General features: G+C 50.7%; 17 protein-coding genes. 8 read left to right on the top strand and 9 right to left on the bottom strand.

All coding sequences use genetic code 11. The features are described from left to right. Nucleotides 1-191 precede the first annotated feature (191 nt). The 3 genes from L2097_RS01210 to cspE are packed head-to-tail and all read right to left on the bottom strand — an operon-like array spanning nucleotide 192 to nucleotide 888. On the bottom strand, nucleotides 192-422 hold the full coding sequence (locus tag L2097_RS01210) for a hypothetical protein (RefSeq protein WP_047369397.1): 231 nt from the start codon (nucleotides 420-422) through the stop codon (nucleotides 192-194). A gap of 36 nt (nucleotides 423-458) precedes the next feature. Then, on the bottom strand, nucleotides 459-665 hold the full coding sequence (ymcF, locus tag L2097_RS01205; protein ID WP_071845846.1) for a cold shock small protein YmcF: 207 nt from the start codon (nucleotides 663-665) through the stop codon (nucleotides 459-461). Between the two features lie 10 nt (nucleotides 666-675). Further along, nucleotides 676-888, bottom strand: coding sequence for a transcription antiterminator/RNA stability regulator CspE (cspE, locus tag L2097_RS01200; protein ID WP_047369396.1), 213 nt, complete (start codon nucleotides 886-888; stop codon nucleotides 676-678). A 461-nt stretch (nucleotides 889-1,349) separates the two neighbouring features. On the opposite strand from cspE, the gene L2097_RS01195 reads away from it, so the two are divergent. Beyond that, nucleotides 1,350-1,520 (top strand): YnfU family zinc-binding protein, encoded by a 171-nt coding sequence (locus L2097_RS01195; RefSeq protein ID WP_222708274.1) that lies wholly within the window; start codon nucleotides 1,350-1,352, stop codon nucleotides 1,518-1,520. A 287-nt stretch (nucleotides 1,521-1,807) separates the two neighbouring features. Beyond that, a complete protein-coding gene (locus tag L2097_RS01190; RefSeq protein WP_250351974.1) occupies nucleotides 1,808-2,074 on the top strand; it encodes a monooxygenase in 267 nt (88 codons plus the stop codon). A gap of 266 nt (nucleotides 2,075-2,340) precedes the next feature. Here L2097_RS01190 and L2097_RS01185 read toward each other — a convergent pair whose 3' ends face one another. Then, nucleotides 2,341-2,601: a hypothetical protein gene (locus L2097_RS01185; protein WP_047369394.1), complete on the bottom strand. Its 261-nt coding sequence runs from the start codon at nucleotides 2,599-2,601 to the stop codon at nucleotides 2,341-2,343. A gap of 563 nt (nucleotides 2,602-3,164) precedes the next feature. Here L2097_RS01185 and L2097_RS01180 point away from each other — a divergent pair. Continuing rightward, a complete protein-coding gene (locus L2097_RS01180) occupies nucleotides 3,165-5,069 on the top strand; it encodes a methyl-accepting chemotaxis protein (RefSeq protein ID WP_250351973.1) in 1,905 nt (634 codons plus the stop codon). Nucleotides 5,070-5,165: 96 nt separating this feature from the next. On the opposite strand, the gene manA is transcribed toward L2097_RS01180, so the two are convergent. Genes manA through L2097_RS01160 form a run of 4 tightly spaced genes read right to left on the bottom strand, consistent with a single transcriptional unit; the run spans nucleotide 5,166 to nucleotide 11,351 of the window. Further along, nucleotides 5,166-6,341 carry a mannose-6-phosphate isomerase, class I gene (manA, locus tag L2097_RS01175; protein ID WP_250351972.1) on the bottom strand — a complete coding sequence of 392 codons (1,176 nt, stop codon included), beginning with the start codon at nucleotides 6,339-6,341 and terminating at the stop codon, nucleotides 5,166-5,168. Nucleotides 6,342-6,346: 5 nt separating this feature from the next. Further along, on the bottom strand, nucleotides 6,347-7,747 hold the full coding sequence (locus tag L2097_RS01170; protein ID WP_250351971.1) for a glycoside hydrolase family 1 protein: 1,401 nt from the start codon (nucleotides 7,745-7,747) through the stop codon (nucleotides 6,347-6,349). A 52-nt stretch (nucleotides 7,748-7,799) separates the two neighbouring features. Continuing rightward, entirely contained in the window at nucleotides 7,800-9,995 is a 2,196-nt protein-coding gene (locus L2097_RS01165) for a CBM35 domain-containing protein (protein WP_250351970.1), read from the bottom strand. A gap of 12 nt (nucleotides 9,996-10,007) precedes the next feature. Further along, on the bottom strand, nucleotides 10,008-11,351 hold the full coding sequence (locus tag L2097_RS01160; RefSeq protein ID WP_250351969.1) for a maltoporin: 1,344 nt from the start codon (nucleotides 11,349-11,351) through the stop codon (nucleotides 10,008-10,010). Nucleotides 11,352-11,390: 39 nt separating this feature from the next. Between L2097_RS01160 and L2097_RS01155 the strand changes: the two genes are divergently transcribed. Beyond that, complete coding sequence (locus L2097_RS01155; protein ID WP_085007169.1) at nucleotides 11,391-11,621, top strand: hypothetical protein; 231 nt, start codon at nucleotides 11,391-11,393, stop codon at nucleotides 11,619-11,621. Here the strand turns inward: L2097_RS01155 and L2097_RS01150 are convergent. After that, on the bottom strand, nucleotides 11,585-12,859 hold the full coding sequence (locus tag L2097_RS01150; RefSeq protein ID WP_250351968.1) for a PTS sugar transporter subunit IIC: 1,275 nt from the start codon (nucleotides 12,857-12,859) through the stop codon (nucleotides 11,585-11,587). The genes L2097_RS01155 and L2097_RS01150 overlap by 37 nt on opposite strands. A 178-nt stretch (nucleotides 12,860-13,037) precedes the next feature. On the opposite strand from L2097_RS01150, the gene L2097_RS01145 reads away from it, so the two are divergent. The 4 genes from L2097_RS01145 to L2097_RS01130 are packed head-to-tail and all read left to right on the top strand — an operon-like array spanning nucleotide 13,038 to nucleotide 16,010. Then, nucleotides 13,038-13,352 carry a PTS sugar transporter subunit IIB gene (locus L2097_RS01145; RefSeq protein ID WP_039079806.1) on the top strand — a complete coding sequence of 105 codons (315 nt, stop codon included), beginning with the start codon at nucleotides 13,038-13,040 and terminating at the stop codon, nucleotides 13,350-13,352. Between the two features lie 10 nt (nucleotides 13,353-13,362). Continuing rightward, nucleotides 13,363-14,688, top strand: coding sequence for a PTS sugar transporter subunit IIC (locus tag L2097_RS01140; protein ID WP_085007167.1), 1,326 nt, complete (start codon nucleotides 13,363-13,365; stop codon nucleotides 14,686-14,688). 27 nt (nucleotides 14,689-14,715) lie between these two features. Next, complete coding sequence (chbA, locus tag L2097_RS01135) at nucleotides 14,716-15,021, top strand: PTS N,N'-diacetylchitobiose transporter subunit IIA (RefSeq protein ID WP_039079804.1); 306 nt, start codon at nucleotides 14,716-14,718, stop codon at nucleotides 15,019-15,021. Between the two features lie 50 nt (nucleotides 15,022-15,071). Next, a complete protein-coding gene (locus L2097_RS01130) occupies nucleotides 15,072-16,010 on the top strand; it encodes an ROK family protein (protein WP_250351967.1) in 939 nt (312 codons plus the stop codon). Nucleotides 16,011-16,040 lie beyond the last annotated feature (30 nt).

Here is a 16,040-nt window from a genome sequence, read left to right as displayed (position 1 = left end):
GGATAATGTGGGGGGCACGTCAGCGGAACAGCTTTCGGGTCTGTTTTGTCCTTTTCATTGCACATTCATTGCGCAAAAGCCGTTATGGGACCGGGAGCAGTAATAGGGCAGCGCCTTTAGCGCCGCGGAAAGGGGTTGAGTGGCTTATATCTTCAGTAAAAAATGCAGAACGTGAACAGCCAAAACCCCGTTTAACTAAATTTCCGGGCTGCGTTCATGATGTCATCCGATGAAAGCTCTCTGTCAGTAGCGACACGAATCTCCAGATGATCACCCGTGAGTGAATGAATGCCTGCGTGCATAATATTCAGGGTCGCTTTCTCGCCGTTAGGATATTCACAATCAACGGTCTTGTCGCTGGCATTTCTGTCAATGGCTCTGACGGGCTGAGAGTTGAAAAAAACCAAAACTTTTGCTGACATAAGTCGGTCCTTAATTACGTGAAGCAGGCGAAATATCTATACGGTATGTGTTGCTGTGATATTCCTGACCAGCGGCACAGGATGCATTGTCGCTAATGAACTGTAACAGTCATTGGTCACCATTACGGTTTTACAAAAAATACATTTTGCACCGTATGGGTTAGTTTCTGTTACATCAAAATGAGAAACACGATATTGCGAACCGTGACATTTTGGACAACGGAGATGAATATTAGAAATAATGAAAGTGTCCTTAAAGTATAACTACATTAATAGCCGAAAGACCTTTCGGGCCGTTTTCGACTGAGAATTCAACTTCTTGATTTTCTTCAAGCGTTTTAAATTCATTACTTTGAATTGCAGAAAAATGCACGAATACATCTTTGCTGCCATCTTTTGGAGTGATAAAACCAAAGCCTTTTTCAGGGTTGAACCACTTTACGTTACCTGTCGTTTTTGAAGACATATTTTTTTACCTATAAATGTAAGCCTTTCGGCATGCAGGGTCCGATTACAGATTAATCGCATAACTTTCAATGAAGACTCAAAAAAAGAGGTATCTCAGGATACTTAAAATGAGGGCAAAAAGGGAATGCTTTGGACTGGTCTGTGTATCAAACCGACAACTCATTAAGGCATGTCATATCATATTATGCAAGTTTTATTTTCCAGGCCGTTCTCACCTCGCTACGTTCGAAAGCATCCAGTACCTTAATTTCTGGCGGCCCGTTTCTGACGCAGCGCTGTCACCCTGCCCTTTAACGAAAAATCTGCCAACAATATTCCAGGTCTGGAAATGACAACGTTAATAGAAAGTCCCTGACCAGAAGGGATCATACCCCTTTTTAAACGGAAACGAAAAAATGATCATGGGCAATCCATGCAGGGATAGTGTATGGTTACAGCCCATTTATCAGGAATGACCCTATGCCACAACGCAAAGATTCAAAAAATAACCGCAACTATCTCGTCAAATGCACCTGCCCTCACTGCACTAAACAGTCAGAACATAGCTTTACACGAGTTCAGAAAGGCTTGTCATTGATGTGCCCTCATTGTAGTAAACTATATAATCAAGAAAAAACAGCCTTTGCTTAAGTCCTGTATATCCTGGCAATAAACCAAGGAATAGCAGAGCATATAACACTTAAGTATTAACTTCGTACGAAACTCTCCCGTCTGGCTTTTTCTCACAGGCGGGCACTACCGAAGTAACGTTCCTTTTTTACACTCAAACAATCCTGTATACCTTCATATTTTCCAGAGGAATTATCTCAATTTCTCGCACGTACAAACTGTAACAAAAATAAGCGCAACAGCCAACAAACAAATGCTATAAATATTACCAGGATGGCAAACATATAGCGTAAAAATAAGGAGTAAATATGAAAGTCGAACTAACAGCCCGATTTATGGCCAGAGTGCATTTATTTCTGGCATTAATCTGGGCAGTGCTGACAATTCCAACATTATTATGGTGGAAGAACAGCATACTCTGGGTTTCACTGATGAGTATTTACGCTATCGTCATTTCTCACCTTGCAGCCTATAGCGCCGCACATGCCGAAAAAGCCGCCAGTCAGGCATTGAATGAGAGTGGCGAAGCGAATAAAAAAATACATGCAAAAAATACCGAGGCCGCCGGACAATAATTAATCATGCAGAGCCTCGCCTGCCCTGCAGGTGGGGGAGGATAAGCTAGCGCAGCGATGTATGATGCCCAATAACCCTCATTTGATATTTGTTTCCAGACGTTGCGGCAGAAAACCTCATAACTGAAAAATAGTGAACAATATATTCTCGCCACCCTGTCCGGGTAACGTGACTTTTCTGCTAATACCCGTCCGGTCGACTTTCCGACCAGAGTCAGGCCGCACGCAGCTTTTAAAAAATATATTTTATTCAGAAAATCAAGGAACTATTCATCCTTTTTTTTGAGCAGAGGAACTCTGTTGACATTGATAATATGGCGAAGCCGCTGGGCCATTTTATTTTTCTCTTCTTCTGAAACTTCGGTGCAACACTCCGCCAGCTCCTGCCAGAGAAAAAGTGCACCCTCGGCCATGGTGTACCATGTATCGGCCACTCGACCGTACTCGGGGTCACATTCCCTGATGGCCTTGTCCATCATAAGATTCAATACTTTCTCGGTATGATCGGTTATCACATCAAGCCGCATAATTTATCTCTCCACGATACATTATGTATGGGATATGTATGGGATAGCGTAACGGTATAAGATCGTTAAAAATATTTATATACTACTGAATAATATATTTTCAGAATAAGCCTAAATTCTTATTTTTGAGACGGCGCGCAAAAAAGAACGCTTCTATATGCGGACCGCTGAATAACCCTGACAAAACATAATGATCGTTAAGATGCCCTGCAGAGAGGATTGTGAGCCATACAGCCTCGCACGGTAAAGAAGATGCGTTCTCCTTCTCAATTGAAGTATCACTGAATAAAGTGTAACACATACTTAAACTGCATTTTCCCGGGCAGGCGGGAGACCAGAAAAAAAAGAACAGGTTATTCTAAAAACGCCATACGCTGCGTTAGCGAGGGAAACAGACAGAATACGTTTCAGAGGAGATGCCACGGCTTATGCTCTGACTCCTTACCATCACCTTCTTATATGAATAACAATGCGGTTTTTCATAATAATAAAGTTGTAAAGATTGACCCGAAATGTGTCGATAGAACTTATAAGACACCACAACAAATAAGGAAAATAACGATATGTCATGGATTTATCGTATTCCTATGAGAATGAAGTTATTTATCGCCTTATTTCCTCTGCTACTTGCGGTGATATGGTTTGCCGGCTCAGGCATGCTCAGTCGTATCGGCACTGAGCGACAGATGGAGACTATCGGCCAGTTGACAACATTTGCCCGCAGCGCGGGAGATGTTGTCCACCAACTACAGCGTGAACGAGGGATGAGCGCCGGTTTTATCGGCGCGCGCGGACAGCAGTTCCGTGATGAAATCATTGTGCAGCGGAAGTTAACTGACGACGCACTGGTAAAATTAAACCAGGCGTTAGCCAGCGCTGATACGGATGTCACGCAGGGCAACGTTGCCGCCACGCTGAGCATGTTTAAGGACAATATTCAGTCCCTCGACGCCACGCGTAATGCGATAAGCGCTCTGAATATAGACGCGATAACATCAACACAGTTTTATACGCAGACTATCTCCGGGCTACTGAGTTTCGTGGGTGGAATAGGTCAGTTAAGCGCGTCCGGCCCAATGGTTAATGAGTTGGCCGCTTTCTATAGTCTGCTGAATCTCAAGGAGCAGGCCGGGATCGAGCGTGCACTGCTCACCAATGTCTTCTCGGTTGATCGTTTTAGCAACGGTCAATTCCGTATGCTCAGTGATGTGGTGGGTAAACAAGAGGCCTGGTTGACCGCCACCCGACGCTTTAGCAGCGTGAGTCAGGCAGCAGAGCTGGACAAAGCCCTTCAGTCTTCCGAAGCCGCCCACGCTCTTGAGTTGAGAACGATTGCCTTAAATAAGGCGCAGGACGGCGGATTTGGCGTCAAACCGACTGACTGGTTTACTGCCCAGACCAGGCGCATAGAGATACTTCGGCAGGTGGAAACGCAGGCTGCAGATGCGCTTCTGGCGCATTCGGCCGCACTGGCTCACAACGCGCGTATTGACTGGCAATCTTTCCTGGCGATAAGTCTGATAGCCCTGTTCATTGCTATCGCCTTTGCCGTGATGGTGGTGCGCAGTATTCAACAACAACTGAACAAAACGCTGCAAACTATTAATGAAATGGATGGCGATTTGACCCGCCGCCTCGATGTGCCAGGTAGCGACGAGCTCTCTGCCCTTAATCGTGCCTACAATCAGGCAATCGAAAACATTCAGCATATCGTGCAGGAAATTAAATCGGGCGCGGAGATACTCAGTAACGCCAGCAGCAATATCACCGACGGTAACCAGGATCTGGCCCAGCGTACCGATGAGCAGGCAGCATCAATCGTTGAAACCGCCGCCAGCATGGAACAGATATCGACTGCCATTTCCCAGACGGCACATAACGCCAGTGAGGCGGAGCAACTGACCCAGTCGATGGCAAATGATGTACTGCATGCGACCCGTGTTTCTAACGAGGCCAGCCAGAGCATGTCAGCTATTCGTTCTTCCAGCGACAATATTTTCCAGATCGTGGCGTCAATTGATGAGATCTCGTTTCAAACCAATTTACTGGCACTCAACGCCGCGGTTGAAGCAGCCCGCGCAGGCGAGCTGGGTAAAGGTTTCGCCGTTGTGGCGGCGGAGGTTCGTCATCTCTCCCAGCGCTGTGCCAGAGAAGCCAGCCTGATTCGAGAGTTAGTTAATCAGAATATGGATAAAATTGGCGAAGGGGTGGCGCGGGTTTCAGCGTCCGAAGCGGCACTGAAAGCGGCGGCGGATAATACCGGGCGGATGAAGCAATATGTCAGTGATATCGCCCGCGCAGCCAATGAACAGTCTCTCGGCGTGTCACAAGTGCATCAGGCATTGAATCAACTGGAGCAGGTTACTCAGCAAAACGCGGCGCTGGTTTCCGAGATGGCAACGGCCAGTCAAATGCTTGACGCGCAGTCAAAAGCGATGTCCACGCTTGTTGACCGCTTTGTATCCTGAGATACCGGGAAGCAGACATCAGGTCCATCCGGGTGTCTGCTGCCCGCTCCGGATTAAACAACGCTTAAAGGTCTTTCACTCGACCTGCATCTTGCATTAGCCGTAAACACGACAAAGCGTCCCGGTGATACTCAGCATCCAGTCACCGGTCACTGCCGGAATAAAGACTGACTGCCCCGTATGAAGCGTCACCGTTTCGCCGGAAGGATGCTGCAATAACGCCAGGCCATCAATCACCAGAATGATTTCTGCACTGGCGGTCTGCATGGCAATATCACTAACGTTGCTGAATACATCAAAACAAAAATCCTCCACCGGAACGGGGTAATGGTATCTTCCCGATTCGCTTAACGGACGCATGCGTAATTGCTCCCCATCGACCGGTTCGAATACCGTGCACGCCACCAGCTCCGTCAGGTTAATTTTTTTAGGTGTTAAACCCGCGCGTAAGACATTATCTGAACTGGCCATGACCTCCACGGCAACGCCATGAACATAAGCATGCAGCGTACCCGGAGAGAGAAACATCGCCTCCCCCGGCTGTAATGTCAGGCAATGAAGAAACAGCGGCGCGAACAGGCCAATATCGTCAGGATAATACTGATGCAGGCGTAAGATAAAGGTCGCCACATTATCGTCAGACTGTTCCCTGGCGTTCTCGATAAGCCGTTTTAACGCCTGCTTTTTTTCATCCTGTGGCAACTGCATCAGGAGGACAAAAAATGCCTGCAGCGTTTGCGCACAGGGAGAGAGAGCTAACTGCTTTAGCGCACCATCGAGCGACGGGATATTAAGCGGCGTGAAATTGTCCACGATGTCAGCCGGCGGGCGAAAACCGTTCATCGCCATAAACGGGGTCAGCGCATAAACCAGCTCGGGTTTATGGTTATCATCATTATAGTCAGGCGGGCTTACGGGATGGTGTTGCTGGCGCTGAAACCCCGCCTGCGCCTGCGCTTTTTGCGGATGAACCTGAATCGACAACGCACTTTCTGCTGCGAGGATCTTAAGCAGATATGGCAACTCGCCGAACTGCCCGGCGATTTTACTGCCGAGCATAGCCTGTTTATCCCCGGCAATCAGTTCCGCCAGAGAACAGGAGCCGTCTTCACAAACAACCTGAGAAATCCCCGCCGGATGCACGCCCATCCATAATTCTGCCTGCGGCTGGTCATCAGGATTGGGGATATGAAAACGCGCGCTGAGCGCTGAGCGACTCCCCCACGGATAGTTCTTCACCATATTCACGAGCGGATAAAAACAGTGACTCACGTCGTTTACTCCTCGTCGGTGAACTGGTTGGTTTGTGCGAGCGCCTTAAACCATAACCCGTTGCGCTTAATGTGCCGCTCCCCCGTTTCAATATCGAGGCGATAAAAACCATAGCGGCGCTTGAAGGAATTAATCCACGACCAGTTATCAATAAAGGTCCACTGGTGAACGCCAAAACAGTTCGCACCATCCGCAATAGCACGATGCAGCTGAATTAAATGCTCCTTCATCAAGCCAATACGGAAACTGTCGTCGATAACCCCATCGGCCTGGACCGGTCCCTCTGATTCGAGATCCATGGCAATACCAATCTCTGCCAGGTACCATTTAATATTGCCGTAGTTGTCGCGGATATTTGCGGCGATGTCGTAAATCGCCTGGGGCAAAATTTCGTTATTATCCCGGTATGGGTTAAAGCGCCCGTGCGGATTCACATAATTTTCGAAATAAAATTCTGGGGTGAAATAATCGAGGGTGTAGGCAGACTCCCGTGCTTTTACACGCCGGGGGACATAATAATTGACGCCAAGAAAATCGATATGCGACGAAGTAATCAGGTCAACGTCGGCTTTGGCCACCTCCGGCAGGCACTTATTCGCCACGAGGATTTCGCATAACGCTTTCGGGAACTGATGTTTCACCAGCGGATCGAGAAAACTGCGGTTGAACAGTAAATCGGCATACGCGGCGGCTTTTTTATCTTCAACAGAATCATTGCGGGTGTAGGACGGCGTCAGGTTCAACACCACACCAATCTCGCCGCCCAGTGCCAGCTGTCGATAGACCTGAACCGCCTTTGCATGTGCCAGCATAATATTAAATGCCACCTGCGCCGCCAGCTTGCCATCTTTTTTGCATGGATAGTGGAAGTCGTACAAATAGCCCCCTTCAACCGGCACAATCGGCTCGTTGAAGGTTATCCAGTATTTCACTTTATGGCCGAACAGAGTGAACGCGGTCTGTGCAAAACGGGCAAACAGGTCAGCGACTTTTGCCGATTCGAAGCCACCGTATTTTTTCTGTAGCGCTTCGGGCATATCAAAGTGGTAAAGGTTGATCATCGGCTCAATGCCGTTGGCGATCATCTCATCCAGATATGCATGGTAAAAACGCACCGCGTCGGCATCGGGCTCACCCGTTTCAAAATCGGCAATCAGCCGCGACCACTGAATCGAGGTGCGAAAAGAGTTGAAGTTCAACCCTTTCATTAACGCCACATCGTCTTTGTATTTGCTGTAGGTTTCACATACCTTTTGCGGCCCCATTTGCTGATAAAACCGCTCAGGGTGTTCAGCAAACCAACTGTCCCAGATGGAGTGATGTGGCTTACCTTCTACGCCTTCGGTTTGCGGGCCAGATGCTGCTGCACCCCAGAAAAATCCGTCCGGGAATTGATACCGGGTCATAACGCCTCCTCAGATAAAAAAAGGCTGCGCCCAACGGACGCAGCCAATGTCACTACTCTGCAGTCACTTCAATGGATTTAATAAACATGTAGCCCCAGTCGCCCGGGAACCTGCCGAAGCTAATGGTGTTTGTGCCCGCGTTTAACGTCACAGGCAAAACCATTTGCTGGCCTTTTTCGTCGGTCTGCGGGAATTCAACCGCGATGGGCGCCCCTTCGTTAACGACAAATGAATTCTTTTTACCACCCCATTTGCCGTTGAAGGTCACGTGTAACGCGAAGCGCCCCTCCCAGGGGACCTCCACCTGCCAGGTAACCTTGTCTCCCTCACTGGCGAACGGGCCGAGAAAACCGTCATCGCCAATGACAAGCTGGTTTTCACTGGCTTTAACCACATTCAGTTTGCCTTTACTGACGTCCAGTACGCCGCCGCCAAAAGTACAGTAATCAGCGGGTGATTTACCGACGGCCTCTTTCACCGTGACGTTGACGGTTTTGCGGGTGCGCAATAGACCATCGTCAGCCGTAAACGTCAGTGCATAGGTGCCAGGCGCTGAGAACCAGGCGCGGGTTTCAGCTTTACTGCTATCGCACAGATGCACCTTGTCATTGCCGTTATTGCTCCAGCTCAGCGCCAGTTTGCGGTCAGGAAGATTATCGTCTGTCGCGCTGGATTTCAGCGCCACACCTTTATCCTGAGTGGTCGTCAGGGAGGAAGCTAGCGCAACGACCGGGGCTTTATTCTCCTGCGTGTGCGTCACGCTAATTACGTTCGACGGTGCAGACACCCCGCTCTCGTTTTTGGCAATCACGCGGTAGTAATAGGTTTTCCCCAACTGCAAATTGCGGTAGTCGTCGCGGAACAAAGCCATCGTTGCCGGGTTCCATTCGTTCACCCCGTCAGAGATATCTTTGCCAACTACCTGCCAGGGTCCGGTTGCCGATGTGGCACGCTCAACATCGTAGTCGCGCCCGACGGCGGCCCCCATCCATTTAATGGCAAAAGGAGAATCGGTCTCACGCAGATGCGGCGCATCCGGTACGGGGAGCGCAGGCGCTTTATCTAAACCCGCAAGTTGCGCCGAGGCTGTGCGAACCAGATTTACCACCTCCATTTCCTGATTCGCTTTGCCCTCTACCGGGAAGCCCGGCAGGTGGTAGCTGTAGTGGCCGGTGAACTCTTTGTGCCAGTAAAAACCGCCGTTATGGCGATGGCCGCGGAAGCCCCAGATAAAGCCGCCAACGGCTTGCGCACCATCGACTTCGCTGTGCACAATCGACTGCATAATGTCATTGAGCTGCGCGTGGTCGAGCAGGCCAAATTCGCCGACCAGATAGGCTTTTTTACCGCCGATGGCCTGCAGATCTTTACTGACCTGATCGGGGTGATTATTCCCGGCATTGGTGTAGTAGTGGTTGCTGACGATATCGATATTCGGGTCGGTCAGGGCAAACGCGTTTATCTTTTTATAGGTGCCGTCGACGATAAGCTGATGCGGTGCCCACTTACGGATCCATGCCGCCGTTTGCTTGAGGAAATCGGCATTGGTATCTTCCAGCTCATTGCCCGTTTCCCAGGCCATGATCGCTTTCTCATCGAAGTAGGCTCGCCCGGTCACCGTGTTAGTACGGGTAGTAACCTGACGAATCACGTCCAGATAGGCCTTAAAGGTTTTACTGTCCGTACGGTAAAAATCCTCCGGTTTTTCATGATAGAACGCGGCCAGTTGTTCACGACCGCCCCACCACCACCAGTGGTCGATAAAGGGCAGAATTAAACGCAGCCCCTGCTTGTCCGCCTGCGCAATCATGTTGTCGTAGACTTTCATCGCCTCTTCATTCAGACGCGGCATACCGTCTGGCGTTTCAGGTGCGAGGATATGCGTTGCGCGCCCGCAGGCCACATCGTTTTCCTGCTGAACCGAAAGCACATAGACTCGCTGCGCTTTGGCACCGGTTTGCACCATCGCACGGATCCAGTTTTCCTGTTCTTCTGCAGTTGGCCATTTGAAGTACTGCCCCCAACCGCGCGGATCGGCTTTGCAAACCCCACGCGCATCATCCTCAATACGATGCAGCTCCGGCGCGTGGATACCGGCAAAGCGGAAAACCCTGTTGCCGTCTTTCAACTGCGCACCATCACGCGTGATAAAGTTTTCGAAATGCGACTGTTCTGCGGCCATGGCCCCAGCACTTCCCAACACCGAGAGCATCGATACCAGTAGCCATTTACGTAAAGGTTTAGACATGTTCATCTCTCCTTAGAACCACACTTCCGCCTGGACGCCGAAGTTCACGGTGTCCGTACTGCCGCTGCGGCTGTACCCCCCGGCGGTGATGGTGTTGGTGCTCCAGTCGTAGTTGCCGTCCAGCGCATCAGATACGCCTTTATCCCATTTGGCATACGTCACGAAGAAGCGCAGCTGCGGGCGGCTCCAGTAACCCGAGTCGAAGGTCAGGGTTGGCGCAACGGTCACTTTCGTCAGCCCTCCTTTGCCTTTGCCATTCACGCCTTTGTAGTTTTCGTCATCCAGATATTCGTAGCCCACTTCATACTGCATGGCGAAATTCCTGGTTATCTGGTGATACGGGCGAACCCCGGCAACCCAGCGCGTGCGGCCCCAGCCATCGGCATCGCTGCTCCACCAGCGGTAGTTTTTATCTTTCTGGTAATAGGCGAAGGTCGAGATATCAACGTTGTTTACTGATGCCATGCTGTCCAGCACAACACGCCACGACTGGGTATCGTCCAGGTTGGCCCAACCCCAGCCGTTTTTACCCAGCGAATCCCCCGCCCCCAGGCCACGCCCATACTGCATAACCAGTTTTGAATAACCGCCGGTCAGCCCCCAGAAGCCGTCAAAGTTGTAAACCCCGGTGATGCCATAGCCTTTTTCAGCAGACGTTGGGTGGTTTTCATTGCGGTTCATGTGATGGCCGACGAACTCCAGATCCAGGCCGGTGCCGCCGATTTTCTTCAACCACACGTTGAGGGAGTAGTCATCCGGATAGCCCTGATCGCCCTTATCAACGGGATAAGCTTTGGTTTCATCCGTTGGAGAGAAGGCGTAGATACCGGCATCCAGGCTGGCAAAACCGAGATCCAGATGATCAAAACCGCCGCCGGTCCCGTTGTACTGAATATATTCCCAGTCGTACTGGTGGCTGGAAGTATTGGAGCTGCTGTAGCGTTTGCCGCCCCAGAAGGTGATGTCCGGCGCGAAGTCGAGGTTGCTTAATTCAACAAACCCCTCGCGGAACTGCGCGTCATGGCCATCGTCGTCCCGGCAGTTCCAGTCAGCGGTACATTTGCTCTGGTGGGTAATGTTAGCCTGGATTTTTGCCACAGCTCCTGAGGTTGATTTCAGGGTAACCTGCGGAATTAATTCGATTTTGGTGTCTTCTTCGTTCCCCAGACGCCATTTCCCATCGGGCATCAATCCTACGGAGTCGACACGGTTGCCATCGGAGTTCGCCAGAATGCCGGAACGAATATAACCGTGAAGCGCGAAGTCATATGCCTTGACCTCCTCGGCCTGTGCGTTCGTGCAGAGCGCAGCGTTAATGAGTAAGGCCAGAGGTATTAATCGGTTCAACCTGTTCATGATTTTCCTTTTTCTTTTTTTGAGTGAAAGAGCGTCTGTATGGCGCGGATGGAAATTTACGGATCAAAAAAGGAAATGTACATCCAGTTATGGAAAGCGCTTTCCATAATTGCCGGTTCAAATCACAAAATCGACAATCATGGCGATGAAATCGTGATTAAAATCACACAACTGAGCATGGGATATAAAAAAGCCAGCACGATGATCGTGCTGGCCGGGAAACAGCGGCGGGTTTACTTGCTCTCAGCGTCCATCAGTTGGCGTTCATAGACGTTGAAGAATGGGCGATAGATCATCCAGGAATTGAAGAACGCAAACAGGCACATAAACATGTTTTTCCAACTGCCGTTTGCGGACCAGGCTGCGCCGAGCGGTGACGGCATTGACCAGGGCAACATCGCCACGGCGCGGTCCAGTACGCCAAGGTGGGTAAGATACCAGGCAATACAGGCATTGATGGCCGGAACGAAGATAAAAGGGATTAAAAATATGGGGTTAAGGATAACCGGAAAGCCAAACAGAATGGGTTCATTGATGTTAAAAAGCGAGGGAATAAAGCCAATTTTCCCCACACTTTTCAGTTGCCGGGAGCGACTGCGCAGCGCCATAAAGATCAGGGGCAACGTCGAACCGATGCCACCAATCAGCAGGTAAAAATCCCAGAACCCTTGCAGATAAATATGGGGAAGCTGTGCCTGCCCGCTCGCCAACGCCTGCTGGTTTTCAAACAGATAGGTCATCCAGAAGGGGTTCATAATACCGGTGACAATCAGTGCACCGTGGATACCAACAAACCACAATAAATTGCAAATAATCAACGAGATGAGGATGGCCGTCAGCGTATCTGAGGCAATAATCAGCGGGCGAAAAGCTTCGCTGATCAGATTAGGCAGGATCATCCCAGTTGTCAGTTTTAAAGTGATATTCACCGCCGTGATAGACAGCATCACCACCAGCAACGGCACCAAAAGCTGGAAGCCATTTCGCGTCATCATCGGTACCTCATCCGGCAGGCGTATACACCAGGCTTTTCTGTAGAAAAGCCGAATCACTTCAATACTGTAAAAGCTTGAAATCAATGCGCTAAATATCCCTAACCCACCCAGAAAAACGTTGTTCCCATCCGTCGTTTTAAAACCGATAAACAGCAGAAAAGTAAGGCACCCGGTCAGGCCAGATAACCTTTCCGGCAGCTGATATTGCTTGGCAAGACTGGCGCTGGCCCCAAAGGCAATGATCAACGCTACCAGACCAATCGTCAGTTCAAAGGTGGGCAAGAGCATCGGGCGAATAACCTGGTAATAGCCGCCGAACCACGAGAAAGGGTCGATGGAAACGGGCGGAAATATCAACGGCACCATCAGGCTACCGACGATCACGAAAGGCATTGCCAGCGCAAAACTGTCACGCATTGCGGTGATGTGCTGACTGCGGGTGAGCATGTTGGCAAAAGGGGTAATGCGCTGCTCGATCAGCACAACAACAACATTCATAAACTGAATGTTCATGATGGAACCTATTTAATCCACGAAGTCGCAGGATCATCGCTTACATCGATCCAAAGTGAAAGTCTCAAACTGGTGATCGTGCTCACATTTAATGCATCCATATTTGGAAAGCGCTTTCCGTTTTGAATCCGCAAATCTATAGTGCGCCCATAATCGTCACTCAGTCAGGAGTCTTTTCATGAAAAAAATCATGCTTTGTTGTTCCGCTGGCATGTCGACCAGCTTGCTGGTGAAAAAAATGGTGGAAGAGGCGGAAAAGCGCGGTCTGGACGTTGATATCAAAGCCTTTGGTGTCGCGGAGTTCGAGCAGCAGGTAGGACATTACGAGGTCGTTCTTCTTGGCCCGCAGGTGAAGTACATGCAAAAAGATCTGCAACACAAAGCGAATGCCTACGGTATCCGCGTTGAGCCCATCAACATGATGGATTACGGCATGCAAAAGGGTGCAGCAGTTTTAGATTTTGCCCTTTCATTAATTGACAATAAAAAATAAGGGACACGCCATGAGCTCTCTGTACTCGAAATTAATCGCCGTGATTGAGCAAAAAATCACGCCGCTGGCCGGTGCCGTCGGCCAGCAAAAATACGTTACCTCCATCCGTGACGGCTTCATCCTTGCGCTGCCGTTTATGATTGTCGGTTCTTTTATGCTGGTATTTATTTTCCCGCCCTTCTCCCCCGACACCACCTGGGGATTCGCACGCGCCTGGCTGCAGTTCTCGCTCGACCATCGCGCCAACTTGATGCTGCCGTACTATTTCAGCATGGGCATCATGACGATATTTATTTCCGTTGGGGTTGCCGCCAGCCTCGCCCGGCATCACGAACTGGATCCGTTGACGTCGGGCATGTTATCGCTGATGGGCTTTTTGCTTATCGCCGCGCCGTTAAAAGAGGGACAAATCTCGACGGCCTATTTTTCCGGCCAGGGGATTTTCACCGCCCTGTTGGTCGCCATCTATACCACGGAGCTGTATGCACTCCTGCGTCGTAACAACATCACCATCCGCCTGCCGCCAGAAGTCCCGACCGGGGTGGCGCGTTCGTTCGAAATTCTTATCCCGGTTCTTGCCGTGGTGCTGACGCTGCACCCGCTGAACCTGATTATCGAATCGCAATTTGGCATGATCATACCGGAAGCGATCATGTCGCTGGTTAAACCGCTGGTCGCCGCGTCGGACACCTTACCGGCCATTCTGCTCTCGGTACTGGTGTGCCAGATCCTGTGGTTCGCCGGGATCCATGGCGCGCTGATTGTCACCGGCATTATGAACCCCTTCTGGATGGCGAACCTATCCGTCAACCAGGCGGCTATTGCCGCTGGCACCGCCATTCCACACATCTATGTACAAGGTTTTTGGGATCACTACCTGTTGATTGGCGGCGTGGGCTCAACCTTACCGCTGGCATTGCTGTTGATTCGCAGCAAAGCCGTGCACCTGCGCACCATCGGCCGTATGGGCATCGTTCCTGGCCTGTTCAACATCAATGAACCCATTTTGTTTGGCGCGCCGATCATTATGAACCCGCTGTTCTTTCTCCCGTTCGTGCTGGTGCCGATGGTCAATGCGACCCTGGCGTACCTGGCACTCGACTTCGGTCTGGTCGCCCGCGTGGTCTCGATGACGCCATGGACAACGCCAGCCCCGATTGGCGCATCCTGGGCGGCGAACTGGGCATTCAGCCCGGTCATTATGTGCCTGATTTGTATGGTCACCGCTACCGCCATGTATTTCCCGTTCTTTAAAGCCTACGAAAAACAGCTACTTGCACAAGAGGCTGCTGAAAATCAGCCAGCCAGTGCTTTAGGGCAGTCAGAAACCGCATAACTGCAATAACCGAACTCAGAGGATGTTATGGAATTAGAAGAGCAAGTCATGGGTATTATCATCAATGCCGGACAATCACGCAGCCTGTGCTACGAAGCGCTGCAAAGTGCCAAAGAAGGCAATTTTGCTGATGCCGACGAAAAAATGCAGCAGGCACAGCATTTCGCCCGTGAAGCACATTTAGTCCAGACCCAGCTCATTGAAGCCGATGAAGGCGAAGGCAAAACCAAAATGACGCTGGTGATGGTGCATGCCCAGGATCACCTGATGACCTCCATCCTCGCTAAAGAGTTAGTGACGGAACTTATTGAGATTTACCGCACCCGCCATTGAGTGGCACCGAAGGGAGGCCCTGCCTCTCTTCTTTTTACAGGAGGATGACAATGCTTCACCTTGGCCTCGATATTGGCGGTACAAAAATGGAAGCGGCACTGCTGGACCACAACGGCGCGGTTCGCTTTCGCGAGCGGCGCCCGACGTATAAAACCGACTACCCAGGATTTCTTCATCATCTTGCCGAGATGGTGGAATACATCAGAACCGAACAGCAGAGCGACTTTACCCTCGGCATTGGGCTGCCGGGCGCGATAGACCCGGATACAGGGCTTATCAAAAATTGTAATTGCCTGGTGCTGAATGGCGAAAATCTGGCGAAAGATCTGGCTTCTCGCCTGGAGCAGCCGGTTTTCCTGGCCAACGATGCCGACTGTTTTACCCTCTCCGAAGCCATCGATGGTGCAGGCCAGGGCTACGGAACAGTGTTTGGCATTATTATCGGTACCGGATGCGGCGGAGGTGTGGTGGTAAACGGTCAGCTACTTAGCGGCCCCAACGCCATTGCCGGTGAATGGGGGCACAACCCGCTGCCTGGATGGACGCCAGAGAAAGATGGCCCGGTTCAGCACTGCTACTGCCTGCATGAAAACTGCGTTGAAAGCTATCTTTCCGGCACTGGATTTAGCCGACGTTTCAATGAGCAACAGGGAAGCACATTGAGCACGGAGGCGATCATTGCCGCAGCAGAAGCCGGCGACCCGCTGGCGCTCGCCCACTATCAGCACTTTATCGATGCCTTTGCGCGCAGTATCGCCGGGGTTATCAATACGCTGGATCCCCATGCCATTGTCATCGGCGGCGGACTTTCTAATGTGGCCTCGCTTTATCGCGACCTTCCCCCGGCCATCGAAAAGTATATTTTTTCGTCCTCTTGTCACACCGCAATTGTGAAAGCCAAATTCGGCGATGCCAGCGGCGTACGCGGAGCGGCATGGTTGCCAACGCTTCATTCGCAGCCAACCCATACGCCGCGCTGGACGGCGTAAGTGACTAAACCAGGTCTACATTTATGGTAC

The organism is Citrobacter sp. MNAZ 1397 (genome assembly GCF_023613995.1).
Lineage (GTDB): Bacteria > Pseudomonadota > Gammaproteobacteria > Enterobacterales > Enterobacteriaceae > Phytobacter > Phytobacter ursingii.
The sequence above is the reverse complement of the archived record's forward strand: the minus strand, read 5'-3'. Positions and strand labels throughout refer to the sequence as shown.